The 18,698-nt window shown below is 48.2% G+C and carries 10 protein-coding genes; 6 read left to right on the top strand and 4 right to left on the bottom strand.

The window, feature by feature from the left end:
- Nucleotides 1-103: 103 nt before the first annotated feature.
- Together GWG06_RS19895 and GWG06_RS19900 are read right to left on the bottom strand one after the other, a co-directional pair.
- Complete coding sequence (locus tag GWG06_RS19895) at nucleotides 104-1,582, bottom strand: SusD/RagB family nutrient-binding outer membrane lipoprotein (RefSeq protein WP_160715421.1); 1,479 nt, start codon at nucleotides 1,580-1,582, stop codon at nucleotides 104-106.
- A 10-nt stretch (nucleotides 1,583-1,592) separates the two neighbouring features.
- A complete protein-coding gene (locus tag GWG06_RS19900) occupies nucleotides 1,593-4,850 on the bottom strand; it encodes a SusC/RagA family TonB-linked outer membrane protein (RefSeq protein WP_160715423.1) in 3,258 nt (1,085 codons plus the stop codon).
- A 333-nt stretch (nucleotides 4,851-5,183) separates the two neighbouring features.
- Between GWG06_RS19900 and GWG06_RS19905 the strand changes: the two genes are divergently transcribed.
- Entirely contained in the window at nucleotides 5,184-6,065 is an 882-nt protein-coding gene (locus GWG06_RS19905; RefSeq protein ID WP_160715425.1) for a DUF72 domain-containing protein, read from the top strand.
- On the opposite strand, the gene GWG06_RS19910 is transcribed toward GWG06_RS19905, so the two are convergent.
- Complete coding sequence (locus tag GWG06_RS19910; RefSeq protein WP_127037622.1) at nucleotides 6,066-7,043, bottom strand: GlxA family transcriptional regulator; 978 nt, start codon at nucleotides 7,041-7,043, stop codon at nucleotides 6,066-6,068. It abuts the gene before it with no gap.
- 110 nt (nucleotides 7,044-7,153) lie between these two features.
- On the opposite strand from GWG06_RS19910, the gene GWG06_RS19915 reads away from it, so the two are divergent.
- Together GWG06_RS19915 and GWG06_RS19920 are read left to right on the top strand one after the other, a co-directional pair.
- The gene (locus GWG06_RS19915) at nucleotides 7,154-7,585 is read left to right on the top strand and encodes a VOC family protein (protein WP_160715427.1); all 432 of its coding nucleotides are present in this window, start codon (nucleotides 7,154-7,156) and stop codon (nucleotides 7,583-7,585) included.
- Nucleotides 7,586-7,587: 2 nt separating this feature from the next.
- The gene (locus GWG06_RS19920; RefSeq protein WP_127037626.1) at nucleotides 7,588-7,806 is read left to right on the top strand and encodes a DUF4287 domain-containing protein; all 219 of its coding nucleotides are present in this window, start codon (nucleotides 7,588-7,590) and stop codon (nucleotides 7,804-7,806) included.
- A 2-nt stretch (nucleotides 7,807-7,808) separates the two neighbouring features.
- Here GWG06_RS19920 and GWG06_RS19925 read toward each other — a convergent pair whose 3' ends face one another.
- Nucleotides 7,809-8,540 carry an AAA family ATPase gene (locus GWG06_RS19925; protein WP_160715429.1) on the bottom strand — a complete coding sequence of 244 codons (732 nt, stop codon included), beginning with the start codon at nucleotides 8,538-8,540 and terminating at the stop codon, nucleotides 7,809-7,811.
- 285 nt (nucleotides 8,541-8,825) lie between these two features.
- On the opposite strand from GWG06_RS19925, the gene GWG06_RS19930 reads away from it, so the two are divergent.
- The 3 genes from GWG06_RS19930 to GWG06_RS19940 all read left to right on the top strand — a co-directional run bounded on the left by GWG06_RS19930 (nucleotide 8,826) and on the right by GWG06_RS19940 (nucleotide 18,692).
- Complete coding sequence (locus tag GWG06_RS19930; protein WP_160715431.1) at nucleotides 8,826-9,767, top strand: terpene synthase family protein; 942 nt, start codon at nucleotides 8,826-8,828, stop codon at nucleotides 9,765-9,767.
- A gap of 344 nt (nucleotides 9,768-10,111) precedes the next feature.
- Nucleotides 10,112-14,248 (top strand): DUF5977 domain-containing protein, encoded by a 4,137-nt coding sequence (locus tag GWG06_RS19935; RefSeq protein ID WP_160715433.1) that lies wholly within the window; start codon nucleotides 10,112-10,114, stop codon nucleotides 14,246-14,248.
- A 34-nt stretch (nucleotides 14,249-14,282) separates the two neighbouring features.
- Entirely contained in the window at nucleotides 14,283-18,692 is a 4,410-nt protein-coding gene (locus GWG06_RS19940; RefSeq protein WP_160715435.1) for a DUF6443 domain-containing protein, read from the top strand.
- Nucleotides 18,693-18,698 lie beyond the last annotated feature (6 nt).

An 18,698-nucleotide genomic window follows, 5' to 3' on the forward strand; every position in this document is an offset into this window, starting at 1 on the left:
ATTATTTGAGATTTAAAATGCAGCGGAGAACATTGGCGGATATTTACGCTATGTTCTCCGCTGCATTTTAAATCTCAAATAATTAAATAAAAAAATAAACAAATCAATAGAGGTCCCAGAAGTGCTTCGCCGCCTTGGAGTCCTTACCGCCAATAGATTGTACGGCTTTGTCGTAGTTGCTTTTGTTCAGCTGTTGTTCATCTACGGGATAGGTCATGCGGGTGGGAACTACGGTTACGTCTCTGTCGAGGGAGCCGTCAACGGGGGCTACGAAAAGGGCTTCGCCGCTGGGCTTTTTGAAGTCCAGCCGGATTCTTTCAAACCAGCCTTCCAGTCCCTGCATGTAGAGGGCGATCCATTTCTGGGTACCGATAACATTTTTCCAGCTGCCGCCGCTGTAGGGCACCCTGGCAATGTATAGCGGGATGTCTGCCGGCGCCACGCCACGGTCTTCGAGGGAGGCGGTGACACCTTTTTTGTAGTGTTCTTCTGCGGAGCCGCTGAGGATACCTCTGGCTACAGCTTCAGCGAGGATGAATTCTACTTCTGCATAATCCATATATACACCGGGAGCTTTGGCGTCCAGCACTTTGCTGCCAGGCATCGAGATGCTGCTGTTGGGAATGGTTTCTCCGTTCTGCTGATTTAATCCGTATGGCTTTCCTGCAAATTTACCGCTGTCTTTGGAAGGGGCTGCATATATGGGCAGGCGCGGATCTTTGACAGACGCCATGTAGTCGACCAGTGTTTTACACATACAGAAGTCGGTGCGCGACTTATACGATTCGTTCAGCGGATTGTTGTTTGGTGGTGCATCTACGTATTTGAAATGGGCATTGTCATCATTGGACGTGAATACTCCGGAGGCCACGGCGTCTTTGATGGTCTGGCTGACAAGCGCCTGCATGGCGGGTACATCGCTGACGCGGATGGCTATCCGCAGCCGGAGAGAGTTGGCGAAGCGTTTCCATTTCTGTACATCGCCGCCATAAATAATATCTGTTTTGGCGGGGAAGGAAGCCTTGCTGAGATCCAGTCTGGCTACCTGTTCTGCCAGCACTTTGAGCAGATCGGGATAGATGGTACTGGCTTTATCGTATTCGCTGTTGGGTTTGTCAAGACCGTTCAGCGCTGATTTATAGGGAATGTCTTCATATACGTCTGTCAGCATATGAAAAGCCCATACTTTCAGTATCTGCGCGATGGCTATCTGGTTGGAAGAATGATCGAATACTTTTTCCCCGTTGATTTTAATGATTTCATTAAGATCTTTCAATGTACCGGCATATAGTATATTCCAGAAGGTATTGTTCTGGTTTTCGCGTATCTGGTAGCGGCTTTCGTTGGAGTAGGTGGTGGCAGACCAGTACTGGGCGTAGTGCATACCGGTGCGTCCGTTGTTCCATTCATTCCAGATGTTGTCCAGCGCCTTCTTCTGTGCGGATATCAGCAGGTAGCCGGGATCGCTGGATTTCGGCGTGTTGGGGTCCTGGTTGATTTCATCAAATTTCCTGGTACATCCCGTTATCAGGAGTATAGCGAGGATGGAGAGATAGCAGTATTGATATGTTACTTTTTTCATGGCAGCAGTTTTAGAAGGAAACGGAAAGGTTAACACCGAAAGACCGTACTGATGGCAGTGCGGCAGCCTCTATGCCCTGCACGTTACCGGCAGATATAGCCAGGTTGGTAGGGTCCAGGTGCGGGTTGTCGGAATGAATAAGCCATACATTCCTGGCAGAGAAGGAGAGCCGCAGGTTTTGGAGGCTCAGCCGGGACACGAAGGATTTTTCAAATGTGTATCCGAGGTTGATTTCTTTCAGATAGAGATAACCTGCATCCCACATATCCAGTTCCTGTACTACAAAGCCGTTGTTGTTATTGAAATGATCGTAGGCGGTGATGACTTTCTCGTTGGCTTTGCCGTCTTCCGTGAAGCCGTCGGCGATGATGCCGTTTTCCCTGATGCCGTTCAGCGCTGTTTCTTTCAGGATGCCCGACTGCCGTCCGAACATGGTGGTGGTGGAGAAGTATTTACCGCCTACCTGGAAGTCGAAATTAACGCCGAGGGAAATGCCTTTCCAGGCGAAGGATGAGAAGAAGCCGCCGGTGTAATCCGGTAAGGCGTTGCCCAGCACGGTCTGCTGGTCTGCCCGGATGTAGAAGCCGTTGGCATCTACCAGTTTCCGTCCTTCTGCATCGCGTTTGATGGCGTAGCCTACAATGGAGCCGTAGGTTTCACCTTCGCGGGCATTGACGGTAACGGAGAAGGCTGCGTTGGCCAGCAGCAGGTTGGTTACCCGTATGCCTTTGGAGGCGTCTTCATACAGCTTCTCAATTTTATTCCTGTTACGCGCGAGGTTAAAGCCCAGGTCCCAGGTGAAACCACTTTTAGTACGTAGAGGCGTTCCTGTGAGTGCCAGCTCAAACCCCTTGTTTCTGATCAGCCCGGCGTTGATGATGGCAGTGGTATAACCGGAGGAGGCGGAGATGGTCAGCGGAATGATCTGGTCGCGGGATTTTTTGTCATACACGCTGAAATCGATACCCAGCCTGTTATCGAAGAAGCGGGCTTCCAGACCGGCTTCTACTTCGGTAGTAATTTCCGGGCGTATGTGTGCATTGTTCAGCTGATCGGGAATAGTGATGTTGGCGGTGGAACCAAAATTTTCTTCTGCGAGATATGCCAGCGCGGTGCTGTAGGGGATGGTACCTTTACCTACCTGTGCCCATCCGAGTCTGACCTTACCGAAAGACAACCAGCCGTTGTGTTTCAGGGGGGCCAGTTCTGAGAAGATGAAGGAACCGGACACGGAAGGGAAGAAGTAGGAGTTGTTAGCGGCGGGCAGGGTGCTGGACCACTCATTTCTGCCGGTGGCATCGAGGTAAAGCATACCGCGGAATCCGAGGGAGGCGCTGCCGAAGATGCCATTTTCTCTCAGGCGTTCTACCCGGTCATAGCTGCGGGCAGGTTGCCTGGAGTTGGCGAGGTTATACCATCCGTCTATGTTTAATCCGTCTTTACTTTCTCCTCCGGTGAATTTCAGGTAGTTCTCTCTTCTGTTGATACCGGCAAAAGCTGTGAGGGAGAAATCTTTCCCGAAACTTTTATTGAAATTGATGCGCCCTTCGTAGTTGTTCTCTTTTACAAAACGGGTGGCTTCCTGGTAGGACGGGATGCCCTGGGAGCCGATGGCTACTCTTTCCTGCCGGCTGTCGGTATAAAAGTCGGTCATAAATTTACCGGTTAAAGAGAGGTAGTCGGTCAGTTTGAAATTGAAACCCGCATTGCCATAAATTCTGTCTCTGCGGTCGGTTTCATAGTTTTTATACCTGATCCAGTAGGGGTTGTCTGTATAGCGTGGCGGCTGGTCGTCCCAGGCGCCGCGGTTCCAGGAACGCTGGGACCCGTCGAAGGCATATGCATAATCCTTCAGTTTATTCATGTCCCAGTCGCGGTGGCCGAACTCTGTGAAGCCCTGCATTACATTCCTGCCGTGATAGCCGGTGCCGGGCCTGCCTAACACGTTGGTGCTGGCATAGTTCACGCCAACAAAGGCTTCGAGTCTGTCAGAGATAAAATAATTGCCGTTAAAGCTGAGGGAGTTACGTTTCAGTTTGGAGTTGGGGAGAACAAATTTCTGATCGAGGTTGGTATATGACAATCTGAATCCGCCTTTTTCATTACTACCGGTAACGGCTACACTGTTGGTAAGGGTCAGCCCTGTTTCAAAGAAGCTGCGGTTATTGTTGGGATGTGGTTCCCAGGGTGCTGATATACCGAAGTCTGGATTCTGTTTGTCTTTATCCCATGACCACCAGTGGCGCACCAGTTTACCATCCAGCTTAGGGCCCCAGGAAACGTCCGGCTCATATTGCGGCACCAGGTCGTAAGGCCCTTTGCCGTCGTTGTCATTATAGGTGGCTTTGCCGTCTTTGAAGGCTTCCGGGTGTTCGTTGAGATAGAGCTTGTCAAATTTGTATCCGCCGCCGTAATCATTCTGATATTCCGGCATGATGTATACTTTTTCTGCCTGTGCGCCGAGGTTATAGGTGACGCCGATACCGCGGCCGGTACCTGATTTGGATTTTTTGGTAGTGATAACGATTACACCATTGGAGCCACGGGTACCATAGAGGGCGGAAGCGGCAGCGCCTTTCAGCACAGAGATGGATTCAATATCATTCGGGTTGATGTCCTGGATGGAGTTGCCGTAGTCGTAACCACCGCGGCCGCGCTCCTGGTCAATGGACTGGGTAGTATTATTACCGGTGAAATTGCTGTTATCCATCGGTACGCCGTCTACCACAAAGAGAGGGTTGTTGTTACCAAAGATGGAGTTGACGCCGCGGATGGTGATTCTGGCAGAGCCGCCCAGGTTGCCGGAGGAGCCTGTAACCTGTATACCGGCTACTTTTCCGCTGAGCGTGTTGATGAAGTTGGCGTCTTTGGACTGATTGATGTCGGCTCCCTTTACTTCCTGAACGGAATATCCGAGTGACTTTTTCTCTCGTTTCACATTGAGTGCGGTAACTACTACTTCCTGCATGGTCTGGTCATCTGTGATAAGCTCGATGTTGATGGAAGCGGCGCCGCCAACGGGCACTTCCTTTGTGACAAACCCTATACTTCGGACTACCAGCACCGCATCGTTGCCGCTGATGTTCAGCTTGAAATTCCCGTGCTGGTCTGTAATGACACCGGCAGTACCGCCTTTCAGCTGTACGCTGGCATAAGGCACAGGCGCGTTATTGCTGCCTGCCACCTTTCCTGTTATCTGCCGCTGCTGGGCAGACAACAGGTTTGCTATTGCCATGATAATGGCAAGAACACATAATGTCTTTTTCATGATGATTCAGATTTGGTTGAAAAATTCAGGGGCGCGTTCGTGAACGCAGGTCTTGATTTGTTTTGGTTTTAGAAATCGGGTTGCTAATCGGGTTATCTGTCGGGTTCTCATGGTATTAAGTGCCGGCATCGTCTTAATACCGCTGCTGTCGGGTTGCAAACAGGGCTACAGGTTATTACTCATCAGTGATAAATATATAAAATTTGTGGTGAAAACAGGCTGCGGTTGAAGCCCCGCGCTGCTCTGCAGCCACTTGCAGGCCCAGCGTGTGTATCATCCGCCTGAAATGTTTTATTTTCGCAGGATACATCCTGATCTCTCAAATAACACTATATGGATTTCGGCGCAAACTGGCAGCAATATGAACAACTGGATATTTCCCTCCCCGCAGATGAATGGATTACCGGAGAAGTATTATCCGGCGGGCCTGTGGCAGGCGTATTAAGAATCGGTACTTCCGGGTGGAGCAGGAAAGAATATCCTGGCACGCTGTATCCGGCAACTATCCGGGATACAGCCATGCTCGCCACTTACAGCCGCCTGTTCAACTGTGTGGAACTGAATGCCACGCATTATAAAATATACAGCCCTGATGCGATCAGCAAGTGGGTGGAAAAAATTAAAGGACGCGATTTTATCTGCTGTCCCAAAGTACCGCAATCTATCAGCCATCATAGCACCCTGCTGAATGCAGCCGTGGAAACAGCCGCCTTTATTGAGGGAATACGCGCATTCGGTACTCACCTCGGCCCGGTGTTTCTGCAGCTCAGCGAACATTTCTCCCCGGTACGTAAACAAAACCTGTACAGATACCTGGAAACATTACCGGAGGATATAGATTTTTTTGTAGAAGTACGCCATCCTGACTGGTTTGCTGATGGGAATGAACGGAGAGAACTATTTACCACCCTGCACCGGCTGAAGAAAGGACTGGTGCTGACGGATACGCCAGGGCGGCACGACTGCTGTCATATGGGACTTACCATGCCGGTATTGTTCCTGCGGTTTGTTACCTGTGGCGGACATCCGCTGGACAGCGTGCGGCTGCATGCCTGGAAGGCGCGCATCGACAGCTGGAAGGCCCGCGGCCTGCAGAAAATATATTTCTTCCTGCACGTGCATGACGGAAAGCATGAAGCAGATTTTTACCGGGAGGTACAGTCGGTATTCGGACTCACGCCCGCAGCGCGGGAGGAGCAGATGTCGCTGTTTTAATCAGCCGGACAGCTTCCTGGCGTATTTGTTTTTATATTCCACCGGCGTCATGCCGGTAATGCGCCGGAAGATGTTACGGAACGTCTGTGTATCGGTATAGCCGATATTACCCATCACTTCGTGAATGGATTTTCTGCCGATCTCCAGCTGCTTTTTAGCCCCTTCAATTTTCACGCGCTGGATATATTCTGCTACGGTGCTTCTGGTTGCCTTTTTAAAGCGCCGCTCAAAGGTTCTCCGGCTCATGTTGAACTGCACCGCCAGCTCGTCTACGGTAAGTTTCTTTTTGTAATTGTTTTCGATATACAGCTGCACGGTTTTGATATCATCGTCTGTATGGTCTTTCAGGCCATGGAATACAATGAAGGGCGACTGCATATTTTTATCGGTATCTATCACAAAATATTTGGCAGTATAGATAGCCATTTCCCTGCCGGCATATTTCTCTACCAGGTGGAGCAGCAGGTTCCAGTAGGCGTTGCCGCCGCCGCTGGAATAAATGCCATGCTGATCGGTGATCATCCGCTCATCTACCACTTCTATTGCCGGATAGAAATATTTCAGTTCGTTGGCATAACTCCAGTGGGTAGTGCATTGCCTGCCTTTCAGTACGCCGGAGAAGGCCAGCAGAAAGATACCGGAGCTGAGACAGGCAATTTCCACACCTTCCTTGTATTGCGTTGCCACCCACAGGGAATAGGCCTTGTTCAGCATTACCGAACCATGCATATCGCCGGTGAGAGCGGGGATAATAATAAGGTCCGCATTTTTTACATCATCCAGTTGCAGGTCAGGACGAATACAGAACTGGTTCCCGTTATAACTGACTTCCGCCGCAGCGCCCGCCAGCTGAATATTAAACAGCGGCGCTTTGCCCTGCTCCTTCAGGAAAGTGTTGACCATGCTGAAGATATGCTGACAATCTGCAATAGAGGCTACCAGGGCATTTCTGACGGTAAGGATATATATGTTGATCATGGCCGGCAAATATATACTAAAGCCGTGACGCAAACACCTGCTACAGGTTGCCGTATTTACCATTCCATAGCATTGCTTTCTGTCATTACCTTTGTTTAAAAGCAGTAATAATGCAGTCGATTACCACCTATTTCCATTTCATGGGTAACACTGAACAGGCCATGAATTTCTATAAAAGCATATTCGGCGGGGAGTTTACCGCTTTCACCAGGTTCGGGGATACGCCGGGAGGAGAAAATATGGAGCCGCATGAACGGAACAGGATAATGCACCTGGCACTCACCACCAGGAGCGGCGCTGTGCTGATGGCTACTGATTTCCTGGACTCCATGGAACAGCAGTTACATACGGGCAATAACGTCAGCCTGGTCGTTAATACGGATTCAGAAGAAGAAGTAGACAGCCTGTTCCAGGCCCTGTCTGCCGGCGGAACTGTGGAGATGCCCGTCAACCGCACATTCTGGGGAGCTTACTTCGGTATGTGCCAGGATAAATTCGGCATTAAATGGATGATTAATTACCATCACGCAATAAACAACTAACGATGTCATTTCAGGCTTATTTAGATAATATTCAGCAGAAAACAGGAAAGTCACCGGCAGATTTTCAGCAGCTGGCAGAAAAGAAAGGTTTTATACAGAAAGGCAAAATAGCGCCGGGCATAAAGGCAGGGCAGATTGTAGCCTGGCTGAAGGAAGACTTCGGGCTGGGGCATGGCCACGCCATGTCGCTGTACGCCTGGATGAACGGAAAACGGGCGTAATATTACTCCAGCAGTATTTTCAGCATCTGTTCATAATTATTGATAAACTGATGGGATACCCGGTAGTTCTCTGTTTCAGTGTAGCTGGTTTTACGTATGCCTGTCTCCGTTAGTTCGTAGATAAGCGCATCCGGATACGCCATGATAATAGGAGAATGGGTAGCGATAATGAACTGGGATTGCTGTTGCACCAGCTCGTGCATGCGGGTGAGCATCGCCATCTGGCGGGTAGGGGAGAGCGCTGCTTCCGGTTCGTCCAGTATGTAGAGGCCGTTGCCGGAGAACCGGTTCATGAACAGGGCCCAGAAAGCCTCTCTGTGTGATTGTTCGTGCAAGGACTTCCCGCCGTAACTGTTCAGCAGTAGCGGATCTTCCATCTGGTCTATATTGGTAGCTACGTTAAAGAAACTTTCACTTCTCAGGAAGTAACCGTTTTTGGGTCGGCTGGCTCCCCTGACGAGCCGGATATACTGATGTAATACAGAATGGGACGGATGCGTGCTGAAGTTGAAATGTATGGATCCGCCTTCGGGATTGAATCCGCAGGCCACTGCCAGCGCTTCTATCAGTGTGGATTTTCCCATACCGTTTTCTCCGGACAGGTAGGTAACCTTCGGATGAAACTTCAGGGAAGACAGCCGGCGCAAGGCAGGAATATTGAACGGGTATTCTCCGGGAGAAGTAATCTTCTCCCGGTTAAATATCATCTCTGTTAATCCTTTGCTGGTAAGCATAACTAGCAGTTGTTACTCCCGCAAGTTAATATAACTATGATATTTTCGGATTTACGATTTTGGAATTTTGAGATTTTAAATGCAGCAAAGATCTTCGCGTAATTATCCGCTGCATTTGAAATCTCAAAATCTCAAAATCTCAAAATCTAAAATTGTATACTTGTGATACGGCATAAAAGTAAGTAGTCCTGACTAGTTTATGGGCGGGCGGGGTGTATCCGGTGATTTTGCTCCCCGCTGTATGAATACAGGCGGGTGGTGTATTTTAGGAATAAAATATCAACAATGCTTCCCGTTACTATCCTCGATCCCAAACTATTCAATCATTTCTCAGACCTGATAAGTCCGCACTGGAAAAACCTGGACGAAACCATTATCAACTGGATCAATGCCAATCCCAGGCTCACGGCAGAACACCGCAAAAAGCTATGCAAAGGCTGCTTTGGCTCCCTGATAGCGCGTTTCTACCCGTCTGCCAGCTATCCGCATCTCATCACTGCCTGCCGGGTAATGCTCTTCTTTTTTATCAATGATGACAACTATCATCTGTATGAAGAAGAAGAACTGAGAGCAGTACATCAAAGGTTTATCACGGTACTGAGCGGAGAAGAAATCACAGAGGAAGAGCAGGATGAACTATGTGTCATGTTGCAGGACATCCGCATGGAACTGGAAATATTTAACCGGTCAGATACGTGGCTGAAAAGATTTGTAGCCAGTATGGATCTGTACCTGGAAGGCGTACGGATGGAGGCGCCTTTCCGCCTGGCTACCAGAGTGCCGGCACTGGGGGCCTATTTTGAAATCCGGGGCCGCTCTATTGGTACGGATGTATGCTATGACCTAATAGAGTTTGTAGAGAATATCGAAATGACGCCGGAACAGCTGCAGCACCCTACCGTTCAGGAGTTTAAGCAACTGGCTACCAGCATTATCTTCCTGGACAATGACCTTATTTCTATGGAGAAGGAAACCGGAGATGTACTGAACGCTATCATCATTATGAAACATACCAATGCCACCAGCGAGGAACAGGCCGTTCAGGATGTGATTGAACTGCGCAATGCGCTGCTCAGCAGATTCGAGAACCTGCTGCAGATAGCCGTGAATGCTGAATTCCGCCGGAATGAAGCCGTCAGGAAGTATATGTACGGCATCCGGAAAATGGTGTTGGGTAATTATTGCTGGCAGTGCCTGGATACAGGCAGGTATACCGGAGAGAACTGATGTTTCGCTTATAACGGTGCTGTGCAGATGGCAGCATAGAAGCCCTTCAGCAATCATGGTGTTTTTCATGCATCAGCAGGATGTAAAATAGCATGGATGAAGACAGCAGATGATGATTTTGTTATGAAATAGTGAATTAAAAAGAAAACCTGATGATCCGGAAAAGAGCTTGATGAGAATAGCATAACGATTCCAGAAGCATTAGATCCGGCGGAATGGAATACAGTAAAAGGATTTCACAGATATAAGAATAATTTAAAATTGGAGGTAAGGTATATTTCCTATTATTGTTTGCAGTGAACAAACCCGTTTTTCTCAATTAATGTAGTCTATACCTATCAGTAATGTATCTTAAGAAAGTAATTCTGTCCGCGGCCTTTCGGAGAAAGGTGGCGTTGCTGTTTTTGTGGTCCCTGTTTTTATTTGTCAGTGAACACCCGTTGAAGGCGCAGGAAATGAGAAGCGTAATTCCGCCGGCGCCGGTTTCCTCCGAGTTTGAAAAGTATATCTCGCAGAAAGTTTCCCTGGCTAACGGGCTTCCGGAAATCAATATTGATCTCTATAAAATAGAAGTGGAAGGTGTAACAATACCCATCCGGCTTTCCTATCATCCGTCGGGGATTAAATATTTTCAGCATTCGGGGGAAGTAGGTGTGGGCTGGGTATTAAATCCGGGTTACCGCATTTCACGTACTATCTACGGGCTTCCGGATGAAAGATACCGGATGCCGTCCATGAATGAGATCAATACGAATGCATTCGGTATTAAAACCAAACTGGAAAGGGACCGCTATCTGTCTAACTTCTGCGTGTCGACCCAGGGAGAACGTTTTCTGGATGGGCCGCACGATTTCAATGACGGGCAATATGATATATTCAGTTATAACCTGGATAATGAAAATGGTAATTTCCTGATTACAGACAGAGATCAGAAGCAGGTATCTTTTCTTACGACCAGCAATAAAAAGAAGATCGCCTATACGACGCACAGCCGCTTAGGTATTAATACTTTTGACCTGACGGACCTGCGTGGCGTCAGGTATATTTTTGGCCGGGACGAGCTGAATAATGATACCATCTGTGAACTGACGAACGGCAACAGGGAAAAGAATACCACCGCCTGGCCGGTTAGTAAAATAATCACCCCCCTGAACCAGGAATTACTGTTCCGCTACAACAAATACGAGCTTAACAAAAACAGTATTCCGGCGCATTCGCTGGAAGCCCGCTATGGCGGAGATTATTACGGAGGTCATCTTGAAGGGCAAACCTACCTGGCCGATATACTCTCCGAAGGGTACGGCACATCCATCCAGAGTTATTATGAAGTGTATTATTCCAGTGAAATAGTTACACCCAAAGAAAAGATTGTATTTGACAGGGAGCAGTATACAGGGGTAATTAAAATGCTGACGGTACGTGACCTGGATAATAATATTGTCAGGCGGGTGAAATTTTACTATAATACCTACAGTAATAACCAGCCATTTACCTTCCTGGACTCCATCAGGATTTACGACAGGAATGATGTTAACTATCAGCTGTACAGATTTGACTATAAGGACAAGAACACGGCCTGTACAAATTATGACCCCTGGGGATATTGTATCAATACCGAAGGACAAAATACACTGCAATTCCTGAAACTGGTGTGGTCAGGTAACGTTGGTAATACCGACAATTTTTCCAGTTCGCTTCCTTCCAGATTTACCAATCTGGAGTATGGCGTTCATAAGGAATATGCAACGCCGGATATTTTTACACTAAGTAAAATTACCTATCCGACCGGAGGGTATACCACTTATATGTATGAAAATAACCGGTATAACTGTAAACCGGAATGGTCAGCTGAACATGGGCCTGGGTTGAGAGTAAAGGTAATTTCGTCCTATAACAACTGGGGCGGACTTGAACTGCAGAAGAAGTACGAATATGGTAAAGGAGGGTTGGGATTTGGGATAAGAGGCTGCATGCCCGACTGGGGTAATGATATTCTGGACAGGATAGAATTATGGGAGCCACCTCAATCCACCAAATTAATTGCCGCCAGAAAAGTATTGTATTCATCACTTCCTAACCCGGAAGTAAGCGACAGCTATACTGCCGGTAACTGGGGATGGTATGATGAAGTAGCGGAAACTGATCTGAGCGGTGGAATTGTCAAAAGAAAAACGGTCTCTAAGTATACAAAGGATTATCTCGACCTGAGTTCCTTCCCGACCAATGGCAGCGTGCAATATCGCTCTCCCTTGCTGCGGACTTATGACTATGCCAATGCCACCCTGCTGACAGACAAGATCTATTATGATATGCCCTATAACCAGCCGGAGAGAATAGTCAGAAAAGAGCATTATGAATATGCCTATACACTTCCGAAAGATATGTATACAGGATTGAAAGTAGTGCCGTTTGTTAAAAGAGCCAGGGGGCAAGTATTTTCTCCGCTGATATATGACTATTATAACGGTACCAATATAGAATCCGTATTTAATTATCACTACTATTATATTTATGCCGGTTATAAACAGATAAGCAAGCAGACGGAAACCACCTATGCGCCTGACGGTACTTCCCTGACGACCACGAGAGAAACAGGGTACAACGACCTGGGATTAAATGCCTGGGAGAAATATTATACCAGTAAAGGAGAGTTAACGGAAACGGTGAATTCCTATATATATGATTACCGCCTGGCAACAGGATCCGATCCGTTATCTGCAGGTGTTAAGAAAATGGCAGCCATGAACATACTGTCTGCCCCGGTAGAAAAAAGCGTTTACCGGTTGCAGGGTACAAACCGGGAGCTGGCTTCTTCCCTGTTGACTTACTATATGGCTGATAAACCTTTAACGGCAAAGGCTTCCCAGATAGAAGCATCGGTACTGCCTACGGATTTTAAAAGAGTGACTATGAATGCGGGTGTATTAACTGCCGACAGCCGCTATCAGCCTGCTGTATTGTTCGACAGCTATGATGCAAAGGGGAATCTCCTGCAGCAGCGGATGCAAAACAATACGCCTGTAAGTTATATATGGGATTACAGCAACAGTTTACCGGTTGCAGAAGTAAAGAATGCAGAAAGAAAGGATATTGCCTATACCAGTTTTGAAGCCGATGGAAAAGGAAACTGGCAGCTGGCCGCTACGCAGCGCATTACCAACGACGCCGTTACCGGCAGTAAGAGCTATGCACTGCAGAACGGCGCTGTTACAGCGTCCGGACTTACCGCCACACAGCAGTATATCGTTTCCTACTGGGCTAAAACAGGCGCCGCTGTTACTGTTAGCGGTACAACAAAAAGCATGTCCGGCGCCACGGAAAACGGATGGACCTATAAGGAACATGAAGTAACCGGTGTGTCTGTCATACAGGTCAGCGGTACCGGCAATATCGATGAACTGAGGCTATATCCTGCGGATGCCCAGGTAAATACCTATACGCATCAGCCGCTGGTGGGCGCTACCAGCCATACCAATGAGAATAACAAGATTACTTACTATAGCTATGATGCCTTTGGCAGACTGGTGGCCGTTCGCGATGCCCGCAGAAATATCCGTCAGCAGATGAGTTATGTATACCAGCAGAATGAGCTGAGCACGCCGTATAAGAATGTCCTGAAACAAAAAACAGTTAACCGTAACAACTGTGCCACCGGAACAACCGGATCGCAGGTAACGTATGTGGTGCCCGCCGGAAAATATGGTTCCATGCTCAGTCAGGCAGATGCCGACGCCAAAGCACAGGCAGACGTAGATGCCAATACACAAACTTATGCCAATGAAAACGGAACATGCCCTGCCGGTTACTGGAATGCTACATTAAGTCTTCCGTATAAGAAAACGACCTGCCCTGCAGGCGCAGAGCCGGAAATAATTATCTACAGCGTATCCGCTGGTAAATACCAGTCATTTATCAGCCAGGCGGATGCAGATGCGAAAGCAAAACAGGAAGCAGACACCAAAGGACCCATACGCGCCAACGAAGCCGGCGCCTGTTTTTATACTAACTACCCGATGGGACAGGTGTTTACTAAAGCCTGTCCGGCCGGACAAACCGGCTCCAATGTTTCCTACAGCGTTCCTGCCGGGAAATATAAGTCCCGTGTTTCCCAGGCTGACGCCAATGCGATGGCCCAGGCGGAAATAGATAGCAAAGGACAGGCATTTGCCAATGAAAACGGCGTATGCGGAACCCCGAATTTTTATGTCACCGTACGAAGAGGACCAGTACCTCCTTTTGAAGTACGCATCATGAAAGTAAGCAACAATGATATCGTTGACCGCAAAGACTTCCAGGGTGACGAACCAGGAAGGCCGGCCTATGCCACCATGCTGCCAGCAGGAGAAAATCTGTACTTCAGGGTTACCTGCAGCGGTAGTATGATTGTGGCTATTAACGGACAGCAACAGACCATTAACGGCGGCGCGGACTTTAATATTTCCGGTTCCCCCTGCGTAGTGGAAATGATGAAGATAGATTAAGCCTGTTCCTATTGTATACCTAAATCATGAATGTATGTTCTCACTGAGACAATTTATTATATCCATCAGTCTGACGCTGTTACCAGTTGCACTGGCAGCACAGAATATTCCTAAAGCCACCACCACCACGGCCTCTCCGGTAGCGCCGGCAGGACCGTATCCCAGCTCCGTGGTTTCCTTTATCCGTAAGTGGATGCCCGCAGTGCCTTCCGGAGACTCCGCATACATAGCTGCGCCTGCAAGAAGCCTGAAGGAAGTAAAACAAACTACCACCTATGTAGACGGACTGGGACGCATGCTACAAACAGTAACTAAAGGCGGCGGATTAAACGGGAAAGATCTCGTGCTGCCATACACTTATAATCCGCTGGGAGATGAAGAATTCCAGTATCTGCCTTATGTATCGCAGACCGCCAATACCAGCGACGGAAAGTTTAAGCCAGATCCGTTTACAGGTCAGCAGGCATTTTACAAAGACACCGTATTCAACCCCGGTATGGCAGAAGAAAAAGTATACTACAGCCAGACCGATTATGAGATGTCGCACCTGAACAGGATTAACAAACAATACGCCCCGGGCAACAGCTGGTCTAAATCAGGCGCCGGTCATCCCACCGGAAAAGAATACCTGGTAAATAAAGTGAATGATTCCGTCGTTATCTGGAATATGTCTCCCACCGCCACTTTGCCGGCATATGCAGGTTATTTTCCGGAAGGAGATCTGTATAAGGATGTAACGGTGAATGAAGAGGGCCTCCGCATGGTAGAATACAGGGACAAGGACAACCACATCGTGCTGAAGAGAATACAGCTGGAAAGCTCGCCGGGAACAGCGCACATGGGCTGGCTGTCTACCTATTACGTATACGACCGGTCAGGAAAAATGCGATATGTCATCCCTCCGCTGGCAGTAGCTGTCATTGTAGGAAAATGGAATCTTGATGCGGTATCTGAAGAATTATGTTATGCTTACCGCTATGATGGCAGAGACAGAATGGTAATCCGGAAAATCCCCGGAGCTGATTCCGTCGAAATGGTGTATGATGTGAGAGACAGACTGGTATTTACCAGAGATGCTATTCTCAAAAAACAACAGCAGTGGGTAGTGAACTTTTACGATAACCTGAACCGCCCCATTGAAATTGCACTCTATAATTCCACTGCCACCCGCGACCAGTTACAAGGCCAGATGAGCCTGGTAACAGGTGCGCAAAAGCAGCTTGACTATACATTTCCCGGAACAGCTGATCTGGTGACAGCCGTGCACGACCGGCCGGTATATGAAGCCACTAATAGTATTACAGTCCTGCAAGGATTTGAAACGGGGAATAATGAAACAGTAGCGCTGGAAATAAAAGAAGGAATCAACAACGGAGGCCTGAGTATGGCCGTGTCTAATCCATTACCGGATATAAAGCCTGCTGACCTGACTCCGCTGTTGTTCAACTTTTATGATAATTATACGTTTACCGGCGCAAAACCGGCGGTAACAACAGATTTTGATAAACCCAAACCAGGATCCAATCCCAATCCGGTTCAGGTAGCAGCTACCAATATGACCCGTGGTTATGTTACCGGACAAAAAGTGAGAGTGCTGGGCACGGATCAGTGGCTTACATCCACCCGGTATTACGATGAAAATGGAAATGTTATTCAGGTCATCAATGAAAATATCAGCGGAGGAACAGATGCAGTAACCAGCATGTACGATTTCAGCGGAAAAGTACTCAGTACCTATTCCCGGCATACCAATATCCGCAGCAGTACAAATCCTCAGACCACCCTGCTCACTATGTTCTCTTTTGATGAAGAGCAGCGGTTATCGGCCATTAAAAAGCAGCTGAACAATGATGCAGCCAATGAAAAAATCATTGCTGCTTTTACATACCTTCCTCTGGGGATGATGAAAAGTAAACGTTTAGGCGTTACCGGAAGTAGCCAGCTGGAAGAACTCACGTACCGTTACAATGCCCGCGGATGGCTGACCAGCATCAACCGGGAATATTTTGAAGAACGCAGCAATACTGGACATTTTGCCGAGATTATCAGTTTCGACAGAGGGTTTAAGGACCCCGCCTTCAACGGCAATATTTCCGGCGTACAGTGGAAAGGCTGGAACGATAAGCAGGCAAAGGCTTACGGCTATTCCTACGATAACAGCTCCCGCCTGACCAACGCTAACTTCTCCCAGCAGAATACCGGCAGCACCAGCTGGACCAGCGACAAAGCTGATTACAGCACCCGCTGGGTTAACTACGATGCTAACGGAAATATTACCAAAATGGCGCAGCGGGGAATGGATGGAACCACCATTGCTGATATGGACCGGCTGCAGTATACCTACGGCGCCAACAGCAATAAATTGATGGCCGTATCCGATACCAGTACCCTTAAAACCATATTGGGCGATTTCAAGAATGGTGTCAACACCGGCAACGATTATAGCTATGATGGCAATGGTAACATGACTGCAGACCTTAATAAGAACATCACCGCCATTACCTACAATCACCTTAACCTCCCGGAACTGCTGACGGTTGCCGGAAAGGGAAGCATCCGCTATATATACGATGCCGGCGGTAATAAGCTGCGTAAAATTGTTACAGATAATACAATGACTCCTGCCCGTACTACTACAACAGATTACATAGGCAGTTATGTGTATGAACGGGACAGCCTCCGGTATATCGCACATGAGGAAGGTCGTATCCGCCCTGTTTATCAGACAGGCAAACCCATTGAATATGCCTATGATTATTTTGTAAAGGACCACCTGGGCAATACCAGGATGATCCTTACCGATAAGAGCGACATCTCGCTTTATACGGCTACAATGGAAACCGGCAAGAGTGCCGTGGAAAATGCCTTATTCAGTAATATAGACAATACCAGGTCTGCAAAACCAGCCGGGTATCCTGCTGAATCTACCACTGCTGCTTCCGGTGAAAATAAATCTGTAGCCCGGTTAAGCGCCAGAGATGGCAATAAGAAAATAGGCCCCTCTATTGTTTTACGGGTGATAGCCGGTGATTCGATACAAATCGGCGTGAACGCGTTCTATAAATCTGCAGCAGGGCAGCAAAAGGGTACTGACGCTACTCCACAGGCAATGCTCACAGATCTGGTAAATACATTTGGCGGCGCTGCTGCCACCTTTACACACGGTGGTAATAACCAGCCATCTTCTCCTTTCGGCCAGGCATTTAACAGCGCACATTACCAGCAGCTGAAAGAAAAAGATCCTTCAGAAAACCGTGCAGATAAACCTAAAGCATATCTTAACTACCTGCTGTTTGACGAGCAGTTTAAACTGGTAGATGCCAACAGCGGTGTGAAGCAGGTGAATGCAACTCCCGACGAGCTGCAGACGCTGGCTAAAGAAAAAATGCCGGTGACAAAAACAGGATTCCTTTATGTGTATACCAGCAACGAAAATGCACAGGATGTTTATTTTGATAACCTGGCCGTGGCGCAGACCAGCGGCCCCGTTATTGAAGAAACGCATTATTATCCGTTTGGCCTGACCATGGCAGGCCTTAGTTCCAATGCACTGAAAGGTTCAAAATATCCGGAGAATAAAATGCTTTATAACGGAAAAGAATTGCAGCGGAAGGAATTCGACGACGGCTCCGGGTTAGACCTGTATGACTATGGCGCCAGGATGCAGGACCCACAGACAGGCCGCTGGGGCACCATTGATCCGATGAGTGAGAAAGGCCGCCGCTGGAGCCCATATACCTACGCATTTAATAATCCTGTCAGAATGATTGACCCCGATGGAATGTGGTCCATGGATGCTAACGGAGGATTCACCACCACCGACTTCAGCGAAATCAAGAATATACTGCAGGAATTAAGCGGGGGGAGTGATAGCAGAACGCCTGATATGCCGGATATGGGAGACAATAATGATCAGGACCAGAACGGCAAAAAGAAGGATGAGAATAAGAAGCCCGAAGGGAATTATATACCGGTACCAAAAGATTACAAACATAAGGGACTTCCTGGATTTCCAGGATCTAAGGTATTGCCGGGTAAAGGCGGTGGAAGGGTTTCCTGGGATTTAAGTAAAACGAAGCCCGGTGGTGATCCTGATGCGCAGCCCATCCCTAAAGGATGGTGGGGAGAATGGGATTCCCAGCACGGAGAAATTGAGGTATATGATAAACAGGGCAATCACCAGGGCGCCTATGATCCGGAAACGGGACAGGAGTTTCCGGGGAAAAAGCGCAACGACAGGAAGCCTTCCTACAAGGCATCTCCTGCACCGCCTCCGCCTACACCTTCCGCAATACCTGCCACACCACCGCCGGCATACAGCAATGCGTTCATGCAAAAAATGTCAACGATTACCGGCCTCAGTGGCGGCGCACTGATTCTTTATATTATCATCTCAGAAGGATCAAGGGTATTCCCGCCAAGGAATTTAGTACCGATTCCATAATGAGAA

The organism is Chitinophaga solisilvae, assembly GCF_009928525.1.
GTDB lineage: Bacteria > Bacteroidota > Bacteroidia > Chitinophagales > Chitinophagaceae > Chitinophaga > Chitinophaga solisilvae.

Coding starts and splice junctions, on each gene's coding strand:
- GWG06_RS19895 (WP_160715421.1), bottom strand. CDS start 1,582: ATGAAAAAAGTAACATATCAATACTGCTATCTCTCCATCCTCGCTATA.
- GWG06_RS19900 (WP_160715423.1), bottom strand. CDS start 4,850: ATGAAAAAGACATTATGTGTTCTTGCCATTATCATGGCAATAGCAAAC.
- GWG06_RS19905 (WP_160715425.1), top strand. CDS start 5,184: ATGGATTTCGGCGCAAACTGGCAGCAATATGAACAACTGGATATTTCC.
- GWG06_RS19910 (WP_127037622.1), bottom strand. CDS start 7,043: ATGATCAACATATATATCCTTACCGTCAGAAATGCCCTGGTAGCCTCT.
- GWG06_RS19915 (WP_160715427.1), top strand. CDS start 7,154: ATGCAGTCGATTACCACCTATTTCCATTTCATGGGTAACACTGAACAG.
- GWG06_RS19920 (WP_127037626.1), top strand. CDS start 7,588: ATGTCATTTCAGGCTTATTTAGATAATATTCAGCAGAAAACAGGAAAG.
- GWG06_RS19925 (WP_160715429.1), bottom strand. CDS start 8,540: ATGCTTACCAGCAAAGGATTAACAGAGATGATATTTAACCGGGAGAAG.
- GWG06_RS19930 (WP_160715431.1), top strand. CDS start 8,826: ATGCTTCCCGTTACTATCCTCGATCCCAAACTATTCAATCATTTCTCA.
- GWG06_RS19935 (WP_160715433.1), top strand. CDS start 10,112: ATGTATCTTAAGAAAGTAATTCTGTCCGCGGCCTTTCGGAGAAAGGTG.
- GWG06_RS19940 (WP_160715435.1), top strand. CDS start 14,283: ATGTTCTCACTGAGACAATTTATTATATCCATCAGTCTGACGCTGTTA.